The sequence below is a fragment of the Granulicatella seriolae genome (assembly GCF_024543085.1).
GTDB lineage: Bacteria > Bacillota > Bacilli > Lactobacillales > Aerococcaceae > Granulicatella > Granulicatella seriolae.
Window position 1 is genome coordinate 363599 of sequence record NZ_JANHNZ010000002.1, and the last position, 21492, is coordinate 385090.

General features: G+C 38.4%; 17 protein-coding genes. 4 read left to right on the top strand and 13 right to left on the bottom strand.

Annotation, left to right across the window (positions count from 1 at the left end; translation table 11 throughout):
• Nucleotide 1: 1 nt before the first annotated feature.
• From trxB to rapZ, 11 genes are all read right to left on the bottom strand, one after another.
• Entirely contained in the window at nucleotides 2–964 is a 963-nt protein-coding gene (gene trxB, locus NPA36_RS03865) for a thioredoxin-disulfide reductase (RefSeq protein ID WP_256944785.1), read from the bottom strand.
• Between the two features lie 25 nt (nucleotides 965–989).
• Complete coding sequence (gene galU, locus NPA36_RS03870; protein ID WP_256944786.1) at nucleotides 990–1922, bottom strand: UTP--glucose-1-phosphate uridylyltransferase GalU; 933 nt, start codon at nucleotides 1920–1922, stop codon at nucleotides 990–992.
• A gap of 116 nt (nucleotides 1923–2038) precedes the next feature.
• Nucleotides 2039–3061: an NAD(P)H-dependent glycerol-3-phosphate dehydrogenase gene (locus tag NPA36_RS03875; protein WP_256944787.1), complete on the bottom strand. Its 1023-nt coding sequence runs from the start codon at nucleotides 3059–3061 to the stop codon at nucleotides 2039–2041.
• 33 nt (nucleotides 3062–3094) lie between these two features.
• Complete coding sequence (gene lgt, locus NPA36_RS03880) at nucleotides 3095–3940, bottom strand: prolipoprotein diacylglyceryl transferase (RefSeq protein ID WP_256944788.1); 846 nt, start codon at nucleotides 3938–3940, stop codon at nucleotides 3095–3097.
• A gap of 71 nt (nucleotides 3941–4011) precedes the next feature.
• The gene (gene hprK, locus NPA36_RS03885; protein ID WP_256944789.1) at nucleotides 4012–4956 is read right to left on the bottom strand and encodes an HPr(Ser) kinase/phosphatase; all 945 of its coding nucleotides are present in this window, start codon (nucleotides 4954–4956) and stop codon (nucleotides 4012–4014) included.
• Between the two features lie 444 nt (nucleotides 4957–5400).
• Nucleotides 5401–5745 carry a phage holin family protein gene (locus NPA36_RS03890; protein ID WP_256944790.1) on the bottom strand — a complete coding sequence of 115 codons (345 nt, stop codon included), beginning with the start codon at nucleotides 5743–5745 and terminating at the stop codon, nucleotides 5401–5403.
• Complete coding sequence (locus NPA36_RS03895; protein WP_256944791.1) at nucleotides 5745–6089, bottom strand: PspC domain-containing protein; 345 nt, start codon at nucleotides 6087–6089, stop codon at nucleotides 5745–5747. Before NPA36_RS03895 ends, NPA36_RS03890 begins: the two co-directional genes overlap by 1 nt.
• A gap of 13 nt (nucleotides 6090–6102) precedes the next feature.
• On the bottom strand, nucleotides 6103–6288 hold the full coding sequence (locus NPA36_RS03900; protein ID WP_256944792.1) for a PspC domain-containing protein: 186 nt from the start codon (nucleotides 6286–6288) through the stop codon (nucleotides 6103–6105).
• A 29-nt stretch (nucleotides 6289–6317) separates the two neighbouring features.
• Complete coding sequence (gene liaX / locus NPA36_RS03905) at nucleotides 6318–7898, bottom strand: daptomycin-sensing surface protein LiaX (RefSeq protein ID WP_256944793.1); 1581 nt, start codon at nucleotides 7896–7898, stop codon at nucleotides 6318–6320.
• 634 nt (nucleotides 7899–8532) lie between these two features.
• Nucleotides 8533–9576 (bottom strand): gluconeogenesis factor YvcK family protein, encoded by a 1044-nt coding sequence (locus tag NPA36_RS03910; RefSeq protein ID WP_256944794.1) that lies wholly within the window; start codon nucleotides 9574–9576, stop codon nucleotides 8533–8535.
• Nucleotides 9576–10463 (bottom strand): RNase adapter RapZ, encoded by an 888-nt coding sequence (rapZ, locus tag NPA36_RS03915; RefSeq protein WP_256944795.1) that lies wholly within the window; start codon nucleotides 10461–10463, stop codon nucleotides 9576–9578. The genes NPA36_RS03910 and rapZ overlap by 1 nt, the downstream gene beginning before the upstream one ends.
• Nucleotides 10464–10632: 169 nt before the next feature.
• On the opposite strand from rapZ, the gene NPA36_RS03920 reads away from it, so the two are divergent.
• The 4 genes from NPA36_RS03920 to NPA36_RS03935 all read left to right on the top strand — a co-directional run bounded on the left by NPA36_RS03920 (nucleotide 10633) and on the right by NPA36_RS03935 (nucleotide 15204).
• Complete coding sequence (locus NPA36_RS03920; protein ID WP_256944796.1) at nucleotides 10633–11313, top strand: response regulator transcription factor; 681 nt, start codon at nucleotides 10633–10635, stop codon at nucleotides 11311–11313.
• Nucleotides 11310–12326, top strand: coding sequence for a sensor histidine kinase (locus tag NPA36_RS03925; protein ID WP_256944797.1), 1017 nt, complete (start codon nucleotides 11310–11312; stop codon nucleotides 12324–12326). The genes NPA36_RS03920 and NPA36_RS03925 overlap by 4 nt, the downstream gene beginning before the upstream one ends.
• Before the next feature lie 111 nt (nucleotides 12327–12437).
• Complete coding sequence (locus tag NPA36_RS03930) at nucleotides 12438–13217, top strand: ABC transporter ATP-binding protein (RefSeq protein WP_256944798.1); 780 nt, start codon at nucleotides 12438–12440, stop codon at nucleotides 13215–13217.
• Nucleotides 13198–15204: an FtsX-like permease family protein gene (locus NPA36_RS03935; protein ID WP_256944799.1), complete on the top strand. Its 2007-nt coding sequence runs from the start codon at nucleotides 13198–13200 to the stop codon at nucleotides 15202–15204. The genes NPA36_RS03930 and NPA36_RS03935 overlap by 20 nt, the downstream gene beginning before the upstream one ends.
• A gap of 820 nt (nucleotides 15205–16024) precedes the next feature.
• Here the strand turns inward: NPA36_RS03935 and NPA36_RS03940 are convergent.
• Both NPA36_RS03940 and NPA36_RS03945 read right to left on the bottom strand, forming a co-directional pair.
• Nucleotides 16025–16927: a hypothetical protein gene (locus NPA36_RS03940; protein ID WP_256944800.1), complete on the bottom strand. Its 903-nt coding sequence runs from the start codon at nucleotides 16925–16927 to the stop codon at nucleotides 16025–16027.
• 428 nt (nucleotides 16928–17355) lie between these two features.
• On the bottom strand, nucleotides 17356–21186 hold the full coding sequence (locus tag NPA36_RS03945; RefSeq protein ID WP_256944801.1) for a Cna B-type domain-containing protein: 3831 nt from the start codon (nucleotides 21184–21186) through the stop codon (nucleotides 17356–17358).
• Nucleotides 21187–21492: the final 306 nt, after the last annotated feature.

Consider the following 21492-nt stretch of genomic DNA (forward strand, 5'->3'; position numbering starts at 1 on the left):
GTTATTGATTTTCTAGTGATTCTTTCAATTCTTCTACATAATGATACACTGCTTGCCCAGCCTGCCCACCGTCTCCAACCGCTGTCGTAATTTGACGCAGTGTCTTTTGACGGACGTCTCCTATAGCAAAGATACCCGGTATGGCTGTTTCCATGTTTGAATTGGTAACAATCCAGCCCTCTTCATCGCTAATGTCTAGCCCTTGGAAAGCTTGAGAGTTAGGCAGAAGCCCTACATAGATAAATACCCCATCTGCCGGCAAAGTAGTGTTCTCATTTGTTTTGACATTTTTTAAGACAATGCCTGACACCTTACCATCAGCACCTTGAATTTCTTCCACAACGGAATCCCAGATAAAGTCGATTTTATTATTTTTACGTGCACGATCTTGTAGGATTTTTTGTGCGCGAAGTTGGTCACGGCGGTGCACGATGGTTACTCTGCTAGCGAACTGCGTTAGATAAGTTCCCTCTTCAACCGCAGAATCACCTCCACCAATGACAAATAGGTGCTTCTCTTTGAAAAAGGCACCATCACAGACCGCACAGTAGGAAACGCCTCGTCCGGCATATTCTTCCTCACCAGGAACACCTAGCTTACGGTGATGTGAGCCGGTCGCAATGATAATAGAATAGGTATAGTATGTTTTTTTGCCTGCATGAATAATTTTGATATCTCCTTCATCTTCAATCTCAGAGACATTTCCATAGGCATAGGTTGCGCCAAATTGCATAGCACCTTTGTACATATTATCGGCTAATTCTGGGCCCGTAATACTGGTAAAGCCAGGGTAGTTCTCAACGTCAGCCGTGTTAAGCAACTCGCCACCCGGCACCCCTTTTTCTAGAATCAGCGTCTTTAAATTAGAGCGTGAAGCGTATAAGGCAGCGGTCATCCCACCAGGACCTGCCCCAATGATAATAACATCATAAATAGTGGGTTTCATTTCCTTGGATTCTTCCATTCCTATCTCCTTAGTTCTTGATAACTTATTCTTTACTTTCGATGATTTCTTTTTTTAACAATTGGTTTTTCTTTTGGTCTTCTTCACGCAACTCTAAACCAACCTGAATGATATACTCACGCAATTCATCCTTGATTTCTGGATGGTGTAAACCAAATTGAATGCTGGTTTTCATAAAGCCAAATTTGTCGCCCACATCATAGCGTTGTCCCTTGAATTGCTTGGCAAAGACTCGTTGGGTCTGGTTCAAGGTATCAATGGCATCCGTTAGCTGAACCTCACCGCCAGCACCAGGTTCTTGCTCTTCTAAAATGGTAAAGATCTCCGGTGTTAAGAGATACCGTCCAATAATGGCCAAATTACTTGGTGCATCTTCCGGTCTTGGTTTTTCAACGAATTTATTGACATTGTACAAACCTTCTTCTACTTGCTTATCTGGGTCGATAATCCCATATTTATAGGTCTCTTCATGTGGGACTTCCATAACAGCAATATTCGAAGCGTGTGTTTTTTCATAGGCATCGATAAGTTGACGTGTTAAAGGAACCTCATCTTGCATAATATCGTCCCCTAACATGATGACAAATGGCTCATCACCTACAAACGCCTTGGCTTGTAAAACAGCGTCACCTAGACCTTTAGGGTAAGATTGGCGCACAAAAAAGAGATTAATGCCTGTCGTTTCTTGGACTAACTCCAATAATTCCGTTTTGCCTTTAGATTCCAAGTTTGATTCCAATTCAATATTAGAGTCAAAATGGTCTTCAATTGGTCGTTTGCTTTTCCCTGTAACAATCAAAATATCTTCAATTCCCGAGGCTAACGCTTCCTCAACAATAAATTGAATGGTTGGTTTGTCCACAATTGGCAGCATTTCCTTAGCCATAGCCTTAGTAGCAGGTAAGAATCGGGTCCCTAAACCAGCTGCCGGAATAACGGCCTTTTTCACTTTTTTCATTTGCACTCCTCCAATAACAGTATCCTCATGTTTTCTTACAGTTATAAGCGATTACTTTGATACTATTTTAACGTATTCTGGCTTTTCTTTCTAGCCTTTAAACGAGTTCTATAAGTTTATAAGTGTTCGCTGATAGAGGCTTCTGCCTTACGTTCCCGATTCATTAGGTTTTTGATTTCTTCTTTGACATCTTTCCCTTGATATAAGACATTGTAGACAGTCTGTGTGATAGGCATATCAATCTCTTTTTCCTGTGCTAGGTGGTAAGCAGCTTTAGCCGTTGCTACACCTTCAACCACCATGCCCATATTCTCCAAGACTTGGTCTAAAGGAATGCCCTGTCCTAGTTGATTTCCAGCTCGCCAGTTTCGTGAATGGGTACTGGTACAGGTTACAATTAAGTCACCGACACCACTTAAACCGATAAAGGTCAGTGGATCCGCACCAAAAGCTACGCCCAAACGACTAATTTCGCTCAATCCCCTCGTCATAAGAGCTGCCTTGGCATTGTCACCATAACCTAGACCGTGCAAGGCACCAGCACCTACTGCAATAACGTTTTTCAAGGCCGCTCCCAATTCAACACCAACCACATCTTTATTGGTATAGATACGGAAAAAGTCATTACTGAACAGGGCCTGCACATATTCCGCCGCTTGCAAATTATCAGATGCTGCCGTGATGGTGGTCAGGTCTTGGCGAACCACTTCTTCAGCGTGACTCGGTCCTGATAATACTACAATAGCTTCATAAGAATCGGCAGACAATTCTTCTTCTAAAATAACTGAAATTCGTTTAAAAGAATCCTGTTCCAAACCTTTACTGGCATGAATAATAATGGGTTTTCCGCTAATCACTTGAGCAACTTGTTGTGCTACAGAACGCATGGCTTTAGTAGGTAGAACAAATAAAATAGCATCCACGCCTGTAACGGTTTCTTTTAAATCTGTGCTTGCCTTAATAGATGGGTCTAACAAGACATCTGGTAAGTAATGTCTATTGGTATGATTTTGATTGATTTCTTCGATCTGTTCTGGTGAATTACCCCATAAGCGAACAGTATGTCCATTTCCTTGAAGAACCATGGCTAAAGCCGTCCCCCAAGAACCTGAACCTAATACAGCAATTGTTTGTTTCATTTTCCTACCTCAATTCTTCTCTGATACTATAGATTAACCTAGTAAAAGCCTACTTTTCGGATCAGTAACCTCATCGTAATAAGGATACTCAGGAATGCGACGACTTCTGAGCCACCAAACAATCAAGGCACCGATAAAGAGCACAATTGACAAAGCTTGCGATACTCGAATCAATCCAAACATCATCAAACTATCCGTTCTTAAGCCTTCAATAAAGAAACGTCCAAATGAGTACCACATGGTATAAATAATGGCAATATCTCCCACTCGGAGCAAGTGCTTCCGTCTGCGTAAAACTAGGAGAAGAATAACTCCGATGGCAGACCAGACAGACTCATACAAAAAGGTTGGTTGGTAATAAACACCGTTAATGTTCATCTGTTCAATAATCCAGTTGGGCAAGAAAAGACTTTCTAAGAAGGCACGACTAACTTCTCCACCATGAGCTTCTTGATTAATAAAGTTACCCCATCGTCCCATAGCTTGAGCTAGTAAAACAACCGGTGCCGCAATATCTAAAAAGAGGGCAAAGGAAACTCCTTCTTTTTTACAAAACCAATAGGCCGTTGCCGCCCCAGCTAACAAGCCTCCATAGATGGCAATCCCCCCATTCCATATTTGGATAATTTCTTCCGGATGTGCCAAATAGTAATTCAAGTTAAACACAACATAATATAAGCGTGCTCCTAAAAACGCTATTGGTAAGACCCACATAACTAAGTCTATAATAAAATCTTTTCGATAGCCTTTTCTAGTTGCCTCTTTATCTGCTAGGGTTACAGCAATATAGATTCCTAAAGCAATAATCACGCCATACCAATGGACTGCTATAGGACCTAATTCAAAAAAAACTGGATCTATTACGCTAAAACTGTTCATCAAATCCTTCTTTCTCTATTGAATGCATTATTAGGTGTTTAAGCTGTTCCTACACCTCTTTCAAAACCTGCTTAATTATTATCACTTTCTTCCATATTTTTGGCGATTAGTTTATCTAGATTTCTTTGGAAGGTTTCGCTGGCATCAAAGCCCATATTTTTAGCTCTAAAGTTCATAGATGCCACTTCCAAGATAATAGAAACGTTACGACCGGTTTTAACAGGGATGCGAATCTTTGGTATAGAAACGCCCATAATATCAACCAACTCTTCCGGCCCGCCAAGTCTTTCATACTTTTTATCTGGCGACCAATTCTCAAGATGGACTAACAAATCAACTTGCTTACTTTCTAGAATAGCTCCAGCTCCGAATAAGGTCATGACATCGATAATACCTATTCCACGAATTTCAATGAGGTTGGCTAAGATTTCTGGAGCCTCTCCAACTAGTGTCAATTCATCGTGTTGGTACAACTCTACTCGGTCATCCGCTACAAGTCGATGGCCTTTTTGAATTAGTTCAAGTGCCGTTTCAGACTTACCAACACCACTCTCACCCGTAATCAATAGACCAATTCCATAGACGTCCACCAATACACCATGCATGGACATGCGCTCTGCCAAACGGCTTTCCAAATAATTGGTTACACTACTGGAGACATGTGTTGTTCTAGAAGATGCTTGTAAGATGGGAATCTTAGCTTCAGCAGCAGCTTGTATCAATTCTTCAGAAGCATCCAATTTACGAGAAATAATAATACATGGTGTCTGCTCAGTACATAAACGTCTCATAATTAATAAACGCTCTTCTGGAATCATTTTATCTGAAAATGACTTTTCTGTTCGTCCAAACAACTGTATCCGTTCTGCTGGGTAAAAGTTGAAATAGCCTGTTAATTCCAAGCCTGGTCGGGAAATTTCACTGGTTGTGATTGGGCGGTCCAAGTATTCTTTTCCATGAATTGGTTTTAAACGAATTTTACTAACTAGCTCTCCTACTGTAACGAAGTTCGACATCGACATCCCTCTTTCTATCCATCTATTTTATCTTGAAGTCTCTGACTTGCCTACTAAAACAAGAAGATGAAAACCTCTTTCTATTGGTAATATTATCATACCATATTAGAGCTATTAAGAGGAATGAAGTCGTTTGACAAGTTTTAAATAATGTTGGTTGTTTCTAAAGCACAAAAGAGTTACCGAAAAATATATCCGAAATGAGAACGGTGGCACCACCGTGAGCCTTGGTCTCACGGTTTAGCTGTCTACGTGACTGTAGATCGGCTAAAGCCGAAACAGTCACTGTGCGTCAGCTATGCTTTGCACCGTTCTGTACGGATATATTTCTCGGTAACTCTTTTGTTTAGTTTTGCTGTTTACACACTGGTTTATTTGTTCTAGTACATTGTCAACGTAAAAAAATCCAGCCCTTTAATGTGAGAGCTGGATTTAAAATGTGCTTTAATAGCCTCTTGGTTCGGTAAATTGTTCCACGAATTGTTGGAAAATGGTTAGCAAGATGCTGACAACGATGGTCATTCCGAAAGAGGTGATGTAAAAACTACTCCCCATGAAGAATGAGGTTAGGCTTAACATAAAAGCATTGATGATGAAACTGAACAAGCCAAATGTTAAGAAGTTAATTGGTAAGGTTAGCAGTAACAAGATTGGTTTGACCAATAAATTAAGTATGGCCAAAACCACACTGGCAATTAAAGCTGTCACCCAACCACTTACATGAAAACTTGGAACTAATGTGGCTATTAAGATGAAACCTATCGTATTGATAATAATCTTTTTACCCATCAGTAGTCACTCCAATCTTCGTCATCTTCTTCAAAGTCGACATCTGTTTTTTTAGATTTTTTAGCTTTATTGTTGTCTGAGTAGAAGAAATCTCTTCCACTTGACCATTTTTCTTGTTCTTGACGATTCTTTTTATTCTTGCGACTCTCTTTAGATTCTTCTGGCATGATGATGGCCAATAAGATATAAATCATGATGGACACACCTGACCAAACTAAGAGAATAAAGATGAGTCGAATAATCGTCGCATCGATACCTAAATATTCTGCAATCCCACCTAGAACCCCTGTTAGGACTCTATTGGTAGACGATTTGGTTAGTTTTTTTTGATACACTGTTCTCACTCACTTTCCTTTCTTATTCAGCTTCTGGCATGATTAAAGCCATCGCAATATATAAGATAATTGGAATACCGGATCCTGCCACTAGTAAGAAGATGACACGGACTACTGTTGGGTCAACCCCTAGGTAATCAGCAATTCCTCCTAAGACACCTGATATCATTCTATGATTTTTTGATTTTGTTAATTTTTTATAGCCCATGATTCCCACCCTTTCTGATTGGCTAGCTATTATTCTTCGCTTGTTTCTTCTTTCTTATCTTCCATTATATCTTTAATCTCTTCTTCTGTCTGTTCTACTGACTTATCTTTTTTAGGATTGGTTGCGGCAAGCAATCGCACACTTCCTGTAGTTGTTGATAAATTGATTTGAACAGGAGCCCCTTCCGTTACTTTACGAAGATGTACTTTTTTAGAAGCAGTATCCTTGGTTTCATTAATGACTTCTGCTTGTAAACTTTCATAGTCTAACTTACCAAGTGCCGTTGACAATTTTGCTTCAAACTCTTGATCCTTATCAATCTGAACGGAAATAGAACCGCTAACTGTGCTTGCATTCATCTTCTTAATGGTAGCTTTGGTTGCTTCTACTTTGATAGAGCCAGAGACAGATGTAATTTTGCTGCTAACGATATCACTCTTGATAACTGATTTGCCAGCTACTTTTTTGCTGATTAAGTCTCTTAGCGTACAATCTATAACTTTTGAAGTACCATTTACGCTGTCAATTTCTACCATGGTCCCTGTAATATTTTTTAGGAGTACGTCACCGTTAACGGATTTTAGATAGAAATCCTTTCCTTGAATATCTTTTAAGCGGATACTAGCGTTCAAGGCTTGAACAGAAATGTAATCATACTCTTGTCGTGGTAGATAGATGATTAGATCTGCGTAGATACGTTTGTTTGGAATATGGAAAGTAATCTTTTCTTCATCAAAAACCACTTTACTACGGTTTTCAAAAATTTCTAGAGGTGTGTCTTCCTCAAAGGCACCATACAGTTTGTAGTTCCCTTCGATTTTTACATATGGAAGATCCCATGTTTTAAATTTGACTTCACCATTTGCGACTTTCACATCTACAATTGTTGCACTGGTTGTTGGGCTTTCAATGGTGTGTGTGAATTTTTGTGACGCTAATTTTGGAATGTTGAACTCTTTTGTTTCCCATTCCACATTGTCCATCACATTCTTGAAGCCACTGCTGAATAGGTTGGATAGGGCTTCACCTAGTTTTGATGCGGTTGAGCCTACTTGATTCATTGTTTCATTGACAGACTCTTTGATTTTTGCGGATTCAACTTTTTCTTTCATTTTTTTGATAGCTTCGTCCATCTCTTCTTTTTTCAAGCGAGCCATTTCTTCTTCGAGAGCTTTTTTATCTTCTTCTAGGGCTTTGGTTTGCCCATCTAGAGAATCTAGCTCTTCCTTGATACGTTGTGCTTCCATTTCTTGGTCACTGGACCATTCATCCAATTCTTTCATCACATCTAGTTCTGCTAAACGGTCTTTTTTAGCTTGAATATCTGCATAGAGTGTTTTTAAGGTTTGGTCTTTGCCATCAACATCTGCTGAGAAGGAGGTTAATGCGCTCGCAATTCCTTCTAGAATTTTGTTGAGGTTGTTTTGGTCGTCGGCTTCCATAGATTCTGCACTAGTTTCTTTTTTATGATTAGTGGTTGTCTCTTTAACAGTTTCTTGACTTGCGGCTTCAGCTGCTTTTTGTCCTAGTTGTTCCAATAAGACTAATGCTTCTTCTGAGCTGATAATACCTTCTTTGACAAGTGTAATGATTCTTTCTTTTTCTTCCATTATCGTTTCCTCCTCAATATATGGTTAGCTAAATCATTCTCTATTGGTTCAATGACGGATAGAGTATTTCTTTACACTACTGATTATGACGTATTCCAAATGATTTTTCATAGGTCTTAAGATTGAACTATTAAAAATTTCTCCTAGGACCTTTGTACTAGGATGGTAAGAAATCGTGCTAGAATAACGGAGAAACCCAAAGTAGCCAGTACAATATATTGGGTAAAAATTCCATAAATAACTAGAATCTATTTCTAAGACTTAAAAGAGTTTCCGAGAACAGCAGCAGAAATGAGAACGGTGGCACCGCCGTGAGCCCTGGTCTCACGACTTAGCTGTCTACGTATCTGTAATCGACTAACGTCGAAACAGCTACTGTGCACCAGCTATGCTCATTCACCGTTATTTCTGCTGCTGTTCTCGGAAACTCTTTTGTTTTCTAAGTGGTACTAGCTTCCTAATGGGGAATAAACCACTTTTATTCCCCATTAGATACTAATAGAGATCTTGTTTTTTCATAATTTTTCCTTACAAATGTCTATTCTATACATCACCAAACATAAAAACTGCTGTGAAACCCAAAAGTTTCCACAGCAGTTATTTATCTATTTAAATTTTCTACAAACAGATTTCCTTACCCATTTACAATCCGGGGGTTGACGCTGCGGATTAGGGTGTAGAGTTCGTCGATGACTTTTTGGCCGTCATGATAGACGCCTGAGTCTCTTAGTTTGATAAAGTCAGCGGACACCACTCGACAACCTTGTTCTCTTAGGCCTTTGAAGTCGTAGGTCACTTGGTAGAGATATTCTTCATTCTTTTGTTGGTTGAGGTATTCGTCTGGCACTGGTTCGGTGTTAACTAGGACTGTGTCAATAAAGTTCTTGCCCAGATGTTCATGCAAGACTCGCACATGGTCGGCATCGGTGAACTGTTCTGTTTCGCCAAACTGGGTCATAATATTGCAGATATACACAACTTCCGCCTGTGTTTCGCAAATGGCTGTGCCGATGTCTTCAATCATCAGATTCGGAAGGATGCTGGTATAGAGGCTTCCTGGCCCTATGACAACCATGTCTGATTCCATAATGGATTTGATGACATCTCTGGCCGCCTTGGCTGGTCGTCCGGGTTCATAGGTTTCAACTGTTACTCGTTTAATTTTTTTGCGGTGATGGGCTAGTTTGGATTCCCCCACAACCTTGGTTCCATCTTCGAATTCTGCATGGAGCACAAGCGGTTCTTCGGCTGCTGGATAAATGTGTCCGTCAATCTGCATCATCTTAGACAACAAACGGATGGCATCAAAAATATTGTTGCCCTTCATTTCTGTTAAAGCAGCAATTAGTAAATTCCCAATAGCATGTCCAGCAAAAAACTGATCATCAGAATTGAAGCGATATTGAAAAATTTCTTTTTGAAGTTTCCCCATTGACGATAAGGCAATCATACAGTTCCGAATATCCCCGGGCGGCACCACGTTGATATAGTCTCTGATAACGCCCGAAGAGCCTCCATCATCCGCAACGGTTACTACCGCAGTAATATCCGCATTTCTCTTTCTTAGGTTTCGTAAGAGGACTGGCAGACCAGTTCCGCCGCCGATAACCGTTATTTTTGGTCTTCTTTTTCGTTGGCCATTTTGCCCTGTTTGGTTGTTAAGTAGTTGCTCTTCCATTAGGATCGCCCATTCCCTTCTTTGCGGCGATCTTTATCTCGGTGACTGATGTTCACCTTGTAGGAATCGCTCATCAACTCTTTGCCTGCTCTCTCCGCTAGAGCAACTGAACGGTGTTGTCCACCTGTACAACCAATCGCTATGGTCACACTTGATTTCCCCTCTTTTTTATAGCCCGGAATAACGAAATCCAGTAGGTCCATAAATTTATGGTAGAAGATTTTAGTTTCAGGTTGCGTCATCACGTAATCATAGACTTCTTGATCCAGACCTGTCATCGGTCTCAAGCTGTCGATATAGTGCGGGTTAGGTAGAAAACGGACATCCATGACGATATCAGCATCAATTGGAATACCATACTTAAAGCCAAATGACATGACTTGTACGGTGAATACACTACTGTCGCCATCTGAAAAACTTCCCATAATCTCTTCACGCAATTGTCTTGGGGATAGGTTGGTGGTATCGATAATTTTTTGTGCTCGAATACGGATATCTTCCAATAACTTGCGCTCAGACACAATCCCATCGTAAACACGTCCATTGGTGGCTAGCGGATGTGTGCGGCGAGTTTCTTTATAGCGTGAAACCAAAGCATCATCACTAGCTTCTAAGAATAAAATCTTTGTTGTAATAAATGACGTATTGTCTAAATTACCAATAGCGCTCATGATTTCATCAAAAAAGGCTCTAGAACGTAGGTCGATGACTAAGGCTATCTTGGATACCTTGCCTGATTCTTTGACCAATTCCCAAAACTTAGGCAACAAACTTGGTGGCATATTGTCCACACAAAAATAGCCCATGTCTTCAAAACTTTGCATAGCAACGGTCTTCCCCGCACCACTCATCCCAGTAATAATCACTAACTCTAGTTGATCTGCCATAATCTTCACTCTCCTATATAACTTTCATTACTATCATACTTTTTCTATTCTAGTCTATCATACCACAATCCGCCAATCCTTTCTCTCTATTCTCATCTATGCTACAATGAAAAATAGATTAGTGAAGACTTTACTTAATAAACTACCTATTAAAAAGAGGAGCATGATTATGCATTCTATATTAATTGTTGAAGATGATTTTGTCATTCGGACAGCCCTGACCAAAGAACTTAGCAAATGGGGCTATGACGTTCATGGGGTTGATGAATTCGATCAAGTCTTGACGGAGTTCATCCGCTTGAACCCTCAATTGGTCATTCTAGATATTACACTGCCATTTTTCAACGGCTATTACTGGTGCCAAGAAATTCGTAAACTATCAAAAGTACCGATTCTCTTCTTGTCCTCTCGTGACCAAGCCATGGATATCGTTATGTCGATTAATATGGGGGCAGACGACTTTATCACCAAGCCTTTTGACATGACCATCTTGGTGGCAAAAATTCAAGGTCTTATCAGACGTAGCTATGAATTTATGGGCAATCAAGATTGGATAGATTTTAAGGGCGTGACCCTTCATCTCAAATCAACACACCTAACCTATCAAGGTCAGACAGTTGATCTAACCAAGAATGAGTTTCAAATTCTGCGCATTCTATTTGAACATATGGAAACCTACGTCAGCCGTGATGACTTGATGAAGGGCTTATGGAATAGCAACCTCTTTATTGACGACAATACCTTAACGGTCAACGTTGCCAGACTACGTAAAAAACTAGAAGATGTAGGATTGAAAGACTTTATCTCTACCAAGAAGGGGATTGGGTATGGGCTGGTGAGTGCTTTATGACAAAACAACTCCTAAAACGTCACTTATTGGCTTGGGTAACATCCCATATCTGGTTTTTGGTACAATTTCTCTTAATTAGCGCTCTCTTTCTGCTTTACCCTCATCTCTACCAAGCTGACCTCGGTCTACTATCCTATCTATGGCTTTTATATGCGGTGTTGAGCCTACTCTTTTTCCTTGGTGACTTCTATACGAGTTACCAACGTAGCACCAGATTGGCCTTTCTTTTGAATGCTATTAAAAACGGCGATAGCGTACCTGATAATTTGCCAGTGATTGGCCTTGCGGAAGAGTCTCTCTTAGAAGCCTTAACCATCAGTAACCAACGTCTCCAAGAACAAGTTCAAAAACAACAAATACAAAATAGTCAACAATTAGACTACTACACCATGTGGATTCACCAAATTAAAACTCCCATCGCTGCAGGCCGACTCTTAGTTGACCAACTTCCCGCTTCTTTAGAGAAAAAACTGTTGGAACAAGAATTCATTAAGATTCAAACTTATAGTGACTTTGTCCTGCACTACCTTCGTATGGAAAGTTTTCACCAAGATTTACTTCTGGAAGAACAGTCTCTGGAAGATATGCTTCAATCTATCATCAAAAAATACGCCAGTTTCTTTATCCAAAAACAAATCCAACTCAATCTTGAGCCCATCAACTATCGCTTCACCACTGACAAAAAATGGTTCAGCGTCATCTTAGAACAGGTCATCTCTAATGCCCTCAAATATACCAAAGACCATGGACAAATCTCAATTAGACTAGATGGAGATATCCTATTGGTTGAAGATAGTGGAATTGGTATCTCTAAAGCTGACCTAGGTCGTATTTTCGAACGTGGTTTCAGCGGCTTTAATGGCCGCATGCAAAATCATTCATCCGGACTGGGGTTATATCTTTCTAGCGAAATTGCTAAAAAGTTAGGAATTGCCTTAAAAGCCGAGTCCAGCCCCGGTAAAGGTACCACCATTTTGATTGATTTGGAACAAGTTGAGCTAGATTTTGACTAACCTTACAAAAATGTAAGATTAAACTCACAAATGAAAGCTCAAGCTAAGGCAAGGTAGCCACCAATCGGATAAGATAGTCCTATCAAGAGAGAAAAAGGAGGGACTAGTCTAATGACTCTATTAGATGTGTTACATGTACAAAAAATTTATCAAACCCGTTTTGGCGGTACCAAAGTTACTGCTTTGTCCGATATTCATTTTACCGTAGAGGCTGGTGAATATGTTGCCATCATGGGGGAATCTGGTTCAGGAAAAACCACTTTATTGAATATTTTAGCCACACTGGACAGGCCATCACAAGGTATCGTCAAGCTAAATGGCGTCGAGATTCAGTCCATCCCTGAAAAAGCCCTATCCGCCTTCCGCAGGGACCACCTAGGCTTTGTCTTCCAAGACTTTAACCTGCTGGACACCCTTTCCGTCAAAGACAATATCCTATTGCCACTAGTTTTAGCCCAAACACCTTACAAAGAAATGCAAGAACGACTTAGAACACTAGCCTCATTGCTAGGCATCAGTCGACTCTTAGAAAACTTCCCTTATGAATTATCCGGTGGGCAACAACAACGCGTTGCCATTGGTCGTGCCCTTATTACCGAACCCACCTTACTATTAGCAGATGAGCCTACAGGTTCCTTGGATTCCAAATCATCTTCTAAAATTCTTGACCTATTCGATGCTATTAACGAACGAGGTCAGACCGTTTTGATGGTAACCCACAGTATCACTGCCGCAAGTCGTGCCAAACGTGTCTTGTTTATCAAAGACGGTGTGCTTTACAACCAAGTCTTTCGAGGTGAAAGAACCTACCAAGAAATGTTCGAGTTGATATCGGAAACACTGACAGTTATGGCTGGAAGAGGTGAGTTAAATGATCAAATTAATCAATAAACTCGCATTAAGTAATCTAAGGCAACACCGAACACTCTATTTCCCTTTTTCTTTAGCAGTTTTTATCTCCGTTACAGTTTTCTACATCTTCCTATCCATCGCCAAAAATCCCGGCATAAAAAATGCTCCATACGGCGGAAGCAGTATGCAAGCTGCTTTAGGTTTTGGTGTTACGATTGTAGGTATAACCGTTCTCTTTATTATGGCTTATGCCAATGCCTACGTACGTAAAAACCGAACCAAGGAGTTAGGACTTTACACCATTCTAGGTTTAGAAAAACGACATCTGCATCTCCTTTCTGCACTTGAAATCTTTTATTTTGCTTTAGTTACTATTTTTCTCGGCTTATTCTTTGGGCTCATCTTTGAACGCTTAGCCTTTGCCATCTTGGTAAGAGCTATGGACTACGCCTTGCCTTTGACTTATATGTTTCAATGGTCCAATGTTACTGAAACTTTGCTCTATTTTCCGCTCATCTTTCTGATACTCTTTCTCTACAACGCTGTACGACTACAGTTTGGCAAGCCACTTGACCTATTAAAGAACCCTAAAAAAGGTGAGAAACAAGGCAGATTCTTAACGATTCGTGCACTGATTGGCCTAGCCCTCATACTAGTTGGCTACTACCTATCCATCACATCCACTGGCATCCGACAAGCCATTCCAACATTTTTCCTAGCTGTCTTGCTGGTCATCCTTGGAACCTTTATCACCTTTGATGCAGGTATCATTCGTTTCCTACAGTTCTTAAAGCAGCGTCCTAACTATTATTACAAGCCGCAAAACTTTATTTCTATTTCTAATTTAATCTTCCGTATGAGAAAGAACGCTGCTGGTCTGGCATCTATCTGTGTTCTATCAACCATGGTTTTAGTCACCTTAACCACTTCCATCTCACTACAGACGGGTACAAACGTTAATAGTAACGAACAATATCCCTATGATTTTACTTTCAAAGCGGCATACTCAGATGGAGAAAATCAGCGTGACATTCTGAATAGATTATATGAATCTAAACCAGTAATTGATAAGGTTCTTAAAACAAGTAAGGACCCTGTTACGGAAAAACTTCAATACAGCTTCATACGAGCTGCTGGAGAATTGGAACAAGAGAATTCGTTTCAATTTACTGAACCTACTACCGAAGAAACGTTTGGTTTAATCATCCTTGTTGATATTGAAGATTATAATCATATAACAGGCCAAGAACTTACACTTGATAAGGGGAAAGTAATCTTATTTTCTATCGACACCAATAAAAATAAACCATTTACTAATTTTCAATTGGGAGACAAGGAATTTCCAATCCAAGAGATGGTTGATGGGAATACTTTCCTAAACCGTGTACCTGTACTACAAGAAGCTGCCTATGCTGAGCATCAAGTAACCTTGGTAGTCCCTAGCCTAAATGATATCTATCCTGATCTGAAAACAACTTTAAAGACTGCAACATTCTTTACCGCTTGGAATACGGAACATTCCTCAGATAAGACGGTTCAAAGAGAGCAAGCTCGTCTATATTTTGACCAATTAAATGAGGATGGCTGGGGTTTTAATATGGACTACAAAGTAGCTTATGAAACTAAAACATTCTACTTATACGGCACCCTTTTCTTTGTTGGCCTCTTCCTTTCACTGCTGTTCTTCACCGGAACCGTCCTCGTCATCTACTACAAACAGATTTCAGAAGGCTGGGAAGACCGTCAACGGTTCGATATTCTGCAAAAAGTTGGGCTAGACAGCAAGATGGTAAAACAAACCATTAATCGACAAGTTCTAACTGTTTTCTTTCTGCCGATTATCCTAGCACTGGCCCATGTCGCTGCTGCTTACCCAATAACTACACGAATTTTAGAGCAGCTAGGCGTTACTGATGATAGCCTAATCTTGAAATCTAACCTCTTGGTTGTTGCGGTTTTCATCCTCGCATATTTTGTCGTCTACCGCATTACATCACGTAGCTACTTGCGAATTGTTAAGCGGTGATGTGTTAGAGCTCTATAATTTGACATCTTACTGAATCGCTATTAGTCAAAGAAACCTTTAACTCAAAATGAGCCGAGCAATAAGTCCATAATGATTACTATTTATTTTTAAATCACAAAATAGCAGCAAGAACTTTTCACCCAGCCCTTTTCCTACAAAAAGAATCGAGATAATGGATTATGAGAAAAGTACTTGAAAACAGAGCTCTAACGAGGAATAAAAGCACTTTATTCCTCGTTAGAGCTCTAAAAATACTTACTTTTCTCATAATCACACTCAAAACAGACTGTATACTGCTGAAAACAGCCAATTTACTAACGAATGATGAGAAAACTACTCAAAATCAAGCATCTAACGAGGAATAAACGACTTTTATTCCTCGTTAGAGAGCTAAAAATACTTACTTTTCTCATAAACGCACTCAAAATAGACTGTATACTGCTGAAAACAGCTAATTCACTAACGAATAATGAGAAAACTACCCAAAATCAAGCGTCTAACGAGGAACAAATCACTTTTATTCCTCGTTAGAGAGTCAAAAACAGCTCCTTTTCTCATAATCACCTTGCAAAGAGCTTATACTTTACCGAAAGGAGTCAAGTCAGAGCAAAAAGTCCCTAGTATGACAACACAAAAATTCCCGAAACATCTATCAAAAATAGTGGTGCCACCATTTTGGCGTCTGATACATGTTTCGGGAACTCTTTTATGATTTAGAAAGCTTTATATTTTATGACAGACTTTATGCCGGCTTTTAAGCAAGTGTAAATGTCGGCAAATTCAATGATATGATTTATGCTAGCTTATCTTGCTTTTAATGTCATCTTTTCCTCCCAACATTCCTATTGTTTATTTTTTTCATAATCCACTGTATCAAAATAATCATAAATCCCATTAAGATTACAATTAAAATATATCCAAACATCTTTCTTATTGTTTTAGATAATACATATTTCGTATCTAATAGCACCATACCTACTATTATAGCCAATCCCATTACTACATATATATACTTCTTTTTGAATATTGAGCTCAAGCTTCCGTTGAAGGTTAGAGACTTCAGCTCTTTATACTCTTCCCAATAATCTTTGTTTACAGTTTTCAAATATGTTAAATAGCCAATTTCTATAAGCAATCTTGGAAAGGCTAATACAACAACTAAGGCATAAAAAAGTGCATAAGTAAGTATCATTCTTTTTAAAAATAATCCTATAATACTAAGTACTCCAAAAATAATCCAAATTGAACTAGAATTAAATATTGTAGAAAAAGCTAAATAACTAGCTACATTTCTTTGTTCCGAAAAGCCATTTTTTATATTTTTTCTAATCCAAAAAACGTTATAGCAAGTTGCCAGCAGAGCTACGGCTCCAATTATAACTAGAAATATTGTTGAATAGGTTGCATTAAAATAAGTTTTGTATGACCTATATCCAATCGCTTTAGTATTACTTATCCAGAATAGAAATGCTAGAAAAATAACTAATTCTATGAATAAAGTAAGAAATAATAAGATAGAATTAGCTACCTGATGCTTATAGACTCTTCTTTGTGGGACAAGAAAAAAATAGATATTCAATACAATAGCGTAAATCACATAAAATTTTAGCATTCCATATAAGATTGTACTTGCTGTATTATTGTACCAAGAATGGATGTCCCTTCCTGAGATCAATCCAATAATGGAGAAGAAAAACAAAACAATTAATTGAAATCGTAACATCCCCACCGATCCTATATCATTCATCAAAGAAATAAAGTATTTTTTGTTTAATGCTTCTGGGCTGTTTTTATTTTTTATAAGAGGTCCCCCTTTTAAAGCTTTATCCCCGTGCTGTCTTTATCTCACTTAACTCAAATTTATCATTTGGAATTCTAGAATAGTCATAGCCTTTCCTGAACCAATCCAAGATTTGTTGTAGAATTAGTATATCAAAAATAGCTACATCATGTTTAAAAAATATTTAGAATAAGCAAGAATTCAGCGTGACTCTTTTATTATTTTACCCTGCAAATCTAAAAATCGGTAGAGAAGATTCTCCACCGATTTCTGACGATAATTTTATTCATTTTGACTCTATCAACACTATTTGACGAACAGCCAAAATCCTCAGATTCCTATAAAAACTTCATAGGAATCTGAGGACCTTTTTAACTAGCTTTTTTCTTTATTACTCTTTTTTTAGTGGGCAACACCAATCCAACTCCTAGTAGGACAAATGCTAGAGCAGCTATTTGTAGCTCTGTGTTATTATTTGTTCCTGTTTTAGGGAGTTGTTTTTTTGTTGTTGGTGTCGGTTTGACTTTTTCTGGTTTTGGTGGGTTTGGTTTTTCTGGTTTATCTGGTATTGTGCTATCTTCTTTAAGAATATTGGTAATAGTAAATCCATATACTTTGCTCTCATACCCACTTACAGCAAGCTCCCTAATTTGGTAAACAATTTCTTTACCGTCTTTGAATTTAGGTAGATTAGTGAAGATAAATTCCCAACCAGAAGTTGCTTCAACTGTTTGTTGAGATATCTTTTCCCCATCAGCCAGTAATTCAACTACAATAAATTCTGGACGTTTACCAGCTTTGTTGTCAGCGTCAACCCATATCTTATACCCAGAAACGTGTGTGATTTCTGGATTGTAGCTGTTGATAATGGTTGTACCTTGTATTTCTGTTGTGTAGTTTTCTACAACTTCTTCTGTTACAGTGTAGGATATTTCTTTGCCATCTTTGTATTTTGGTAAGTTGGTAAAGCTAAATTTCCACTCTGTATCGGCCGACACTGTCTGGTCTGTTACTTTTGTACCATCTGCCAAGAGGTTCACCATGATAGTTGCCGGACGTTTGCCGTCTTGGTTATTACTGTCGTTCCAGACTTTTTCACCAGTTAGATCGGTCGTTTCTGGTGTGTATGAGTTAGTAATTGTCGTTCCTTTAATTTCTGTTGTGTAGTTTTCTACAACTTCTTCCGTTACAGTGTAGGATATTTCTTTGCCATCTTTGTATTTTGGTAAGTTGGTGAAATTAAATTTCCACTCTGTATCGGCTGACACTATTTGGTCTGTTACTTTTGTACCATCTGCCAAGAGGTTCACCATGATAGTTGCCGGACGTTTGCCGTCTTGGTTATTGGCGTCATTCCAGATTTTTTCACCCGATATCTTTATCGTTTCTGAGATACGAGAGTTAGTTATGATATTCCCTTCAACATTTGTTAAGTACCCTTCCACTGCTTCCTCTGAAATGGTGTAAATAATTTCTTTGCCTTCTTTATATTTAGGTAAGTTAGCAAAAGTAAATTTCCAATTATTATCAGCTTCCACATCTTGAGCAGATACTTTCTGGCCATCTGCGTGTAAGCTCACTCTAATGGTGCTTGGTCGTTTTCCATCTTGGTTATCAGCATCATCCCAAATTTTTTGGCCTGAAATGCTGGTTATTTCTGGAATATACGAGTTATTAATTGTCGTTCCCTGTATTTCGCTTGTATAATTTTCCACCGCTTCTTCAGAAATAGTGTAAACAATTTCTTTGCCTTCCTTAAATTTCGGTAAGTTAGCAAAAGTAAACTTCCATTCACTATCCGCTTTGACGGTTTGATTAGCTACTTTTTGCCCATTTGCCAAAAGATTAACTACAATTGCCTCTGGTCGTTTTCCATCTTGGTTATTGTTATCGCTCCATGTTTTCAAACCTTGAATTTCTGTTGTTTCTGGAGTGTAACTATTTGTCAACAAGATATTGCCCTTATCTGAGTTGTCTACAGTACTTGTGTAGTCTTTAACACTAACTTCTTCAATAGTGTAAACAATATCTTGTCCAGCAGTTTTTTGATCTAGGTCATTCCAAGTCGTCGTCCAATTATTATTGGCGTTCAGTTCTACTAGATCTCCTTGTTTTTGCCCATTTGCTAGTAGTTGTACTTGAATACTATCTGGGCGTTTTCCATCTTGATTGTTGGCATCTACCCATTTTTTCGTCACAGATACACTAGTTTTACTCGGGGTATAGCTATTAGTAATGTCAAAGCCTTTAATATCAGTATTATAGTCAGCCACTTGATTCTCAGTAACCGTATAGATAATCTCTTTACCATCCTTGAATTTCGGTAAATTGGTAAACTCGTATTCCCAATTTTCAGCTAAAGTGACTACTTTGCTGTCAATTTGAGAACCATCTGCTAACAAATTCACCGTAATAGCATTCGGACGCTTACCATCTTGATTATTATTATCCTTCCATATTTTTGATCCTTTGACATCTGTTTTTTGTGGTACTGTTTTTTTGTTAACCACTTCTTTAAAAGCTTCTTTAATGCTACCAAAATCAGATGGCGAGATTTTAATATCTTCAGGTAGTAAATCATATCCTTCAGGTGCCTTCGTTTCTTTTAACGTATAATCGTCTTTTAAAAGATTTCCAATAGATGCATTACCAGAAGGATCCGTTACTATAGTACCAAATGATTGTTGATTTCTATCACGAATAACTTCAAATTCAGCACCCACTAAGTTATCGCCGTCTTCATTTACCTTATGAATTCTAATAGTAAATACTGCACCTTCCCCAGCACCTCCACCTTGATGATAAGGAACGTTAGTAATGAATTCATTGATGACTTGGTAATCTGACAACATCTTAGCACCATTTCTTATTATTTCACCATCAACTGCATGGTATTCTAATTCAACTAAATATTTAATATTAAATCCGTCTGAAGCTTTAATATCCCCTAAATTAACAGAAAACCCTTTATTTCCAGCTTCCATTTGGATAGTGTAGTTATTTGTAACATTTTGTTCATTCTCTAGAAGCCAGTTGTTATCTTTAAATACCCAATCTCCTTTTCCTATTTCTATACTCCCCTCAACAATCTTTGCGCCTTGATTAGCTAGGGAATCTTGGATAACTACATTATTAAAATCATTCTTGGAACGATTCACCTCAACGCGGAAGTTTATGACTTGATCACTACCACCTTCAAACCAACCACTCTTATCAAGCGTTCTTCCCGGAGCAACATAAACTCCATAATCAATTTCTCCGGCATGAAAGGTAGTCTCTTTATCAATTTGAATGGCTACCGGAATAATCTGGCTCTCTTTTACAACTGCGTAATCCACTTGAGCATAAAAGTAAAAACTACCTTTGACATCAGAATGATTTTCAACATAGTCTGTATACGTTAATACTATAGTTTTATTATCAGGGTTAATAACAGCATGTGCTACAATTTGTCCATTTGTATCCTTTAAAGCAAAATTTTCTGTTGAAGCAAATTTTAATTGTTCGGGTAAGGTAATAGTAGTTATATCACCAGATGAAACTGTATTATTTGGTAAATCGAAATTCCCATTAATCCTAAAATTTGTCCACTGTGTCACTTGTTCATTTAATGGGTTTCCTTTATCATCTGTGATACTAAAAGAGGTGATAACATTATTTTGAGAACTTTGTCGTCTATTACTTGGTGCTCTTGGTTGAATTTCAGTTAATTGGACAGTTTCTTTGGTTATTGGATCTTTTGTTGCAGAATTTACCTGTTCGTCATCTTTAACAATTGTTTTGTTTTCAGATTGTTGAACTTGTTCTCCATTTTTATTATCTTCCACTACTTTTGGAGTTTCTTGAATTATTGGTTCTGTTGCTGATGAATTTGATTGTTGATTACTTTGGGCTGTTGTAGACTTTTCAACTAGCGGTTCTTTCTCATCAACTTTATTGCTTTCAATCGCTGAAATCACTGGTACTACTTCAGCTGGAAGTTCAATGTTCTCGTCGGCCTCACTTTTTAAAACGGTTTCATCTTGCTGGTTGCCTTGTCCCTCTTCTTTTCCATTTGTAGCTTGCACTTGTTTTTGGACATCTGTTGTCTGTATGGCTCCATCTGGTTGGGTTGTCGTTTTGGCATAAATACTAATGGGTTCTACAATTAAACTACTTAAAATCACCATCAGACTAAACCACATACTTAGTTTCTTCTTCATTTCACACGCTCCCTTCTCAAATTCTTCCCTTTTATTTCTTCATATATATACATCGTATCACAAACAATGTAAGCGGAACAACAAGTGTGACAACATGTCACTTAAAATGTCACATTTTGAGAAACTAAATTTTACATACGTCATTCTCTATATTTTTCCCAATACTATATCCAGTACTTTTTATATAGAAAATTGGTGGGGCTGGTATGGATTTAGCCGAGCTTTTAATATCGTAATTTTAGATGTTCCATCCAAAAATTAAAAACCCACTAAAGATAGAGTTTTCTACCTTTAGTGGGTTTCTTG

What these genes read in the sequence shown, in the direction of transcription:
- NPA36_RS03945 (WP_256944801.1), bottom strand. Translation starts at nt 21,186, where the DNA reads ATGAAGAAGAAACTAAGTATGTGGTTTAGTCTGATGGTGATTTTAAGT.
- NPA36_RS03910 (WP_256944794.1), bottom strand. Translation starts at nt 9,576, where the DNA reads ATGGAAGAGCAACTACTTAACAACCAAACAGGGCAAAATGGCCAACGA.
- galU (WP_256944786.1), bottom strand. Translation starts at nt 1,922, where the DNA reads ATGAAAAAAGTGAAAAAGGCCGTTATTCCGGCAGCTGGTTTAGGGACC.
- NPA36_RS03930 (WP_256944798.1), top strand. Translation starts at nt 12,438, where the DNA reads ATGACTCTATTAGATGTGTTACATGTACAAAAAATTTATCAAACCCGT.
- NPA36_RS03890 (WP_256944790.1), bottom strand. Translation starts at nt 5,745, where the DNA reads ATGGGTAAAAAGATTATTATCAATACGATAGGTTTCATCTTAATAGCC.
- lgt (WP_256944788.1), bottom strand. Translation starts at nt 3,940, where the DNA reads ATGAACAGTTTTAGCGTAATAGATCCAGTTTTTTTTGAATTAGGTCCT.
- NPA36_RS03935 (WP_256944799.1), top strand. Translation starts at nt 13,198, where the DNA reads ATGATCAAATTAATCAATAAACTCGCATTAAGTAATCTAAGGCAACAC.
- rapZ (WP_256944795.1), bottom strand. Translation starts at nt 10,463, where the DNA reads ATGGCAGATCAACTAGAGTTAGTGATTATTACTGGGATGAGTGGTGCG.
- trxB (WP_256944785.1), bottom strand. Translation starts at nt 964, where the DNA reads ATGGAAGAATCCAAGGAAATGAAACCCACTATTTATGATGTTATTATC.
- NPA36_RS03900 (WP_256944792.1), bottom strand. Translation starts at nt 6,288, where the DNA reads ATGGGCTATAAAAAATTAACAAAATCAAAAAATCATAGAATGATATCA.
- NPA36_RS03940 (WP_256944800.1), bottom strand. Translation starts at nt 16,927, where the DNA reads ATGTTACGATTTCAATTAATTGTTTTGTTTTTCTTCTCCATTATTGGA.
- NPA36_RS03925 (WP_256944797.1), top strand. Translation starts at nt 11,310, where the DNA reads ATGACAAAACAACTCCTAAAACGTCACTTATTGGCTTGGGTAACATCC.
- NPA36_RS03920 (WP_256944796.1), top strand. Translation starts at nt 10,633, where the DNA reads ATGCATTCTATATTAATTGTTGAAGATGATTTTGTCATTCGGACAGCC.
- hprK (WP_256944789.1), bottom strand. Translation starts at nt 4,956, where the DNA reads ATGTCGAACTTCGTTACAGTAGGAGAGCTAGTTAGTAAAATTCGTTTA.
- liaX (WP_256944793.1), bottom strand. Translation starts at nt 7,898, where the DNA reads ATGGAAGAAAAAGAAAGAATCATTACACTTGTCAAAGAAGGTATTATC.
- NPA36_RS03875 (WP_256944787.1), bottom strand. Translation starts at nt 3,061, where the DNA reads ATGAAACAAACAATTGCTGTATTAGGTTCAGGTTCTTGGGGGACGGCT.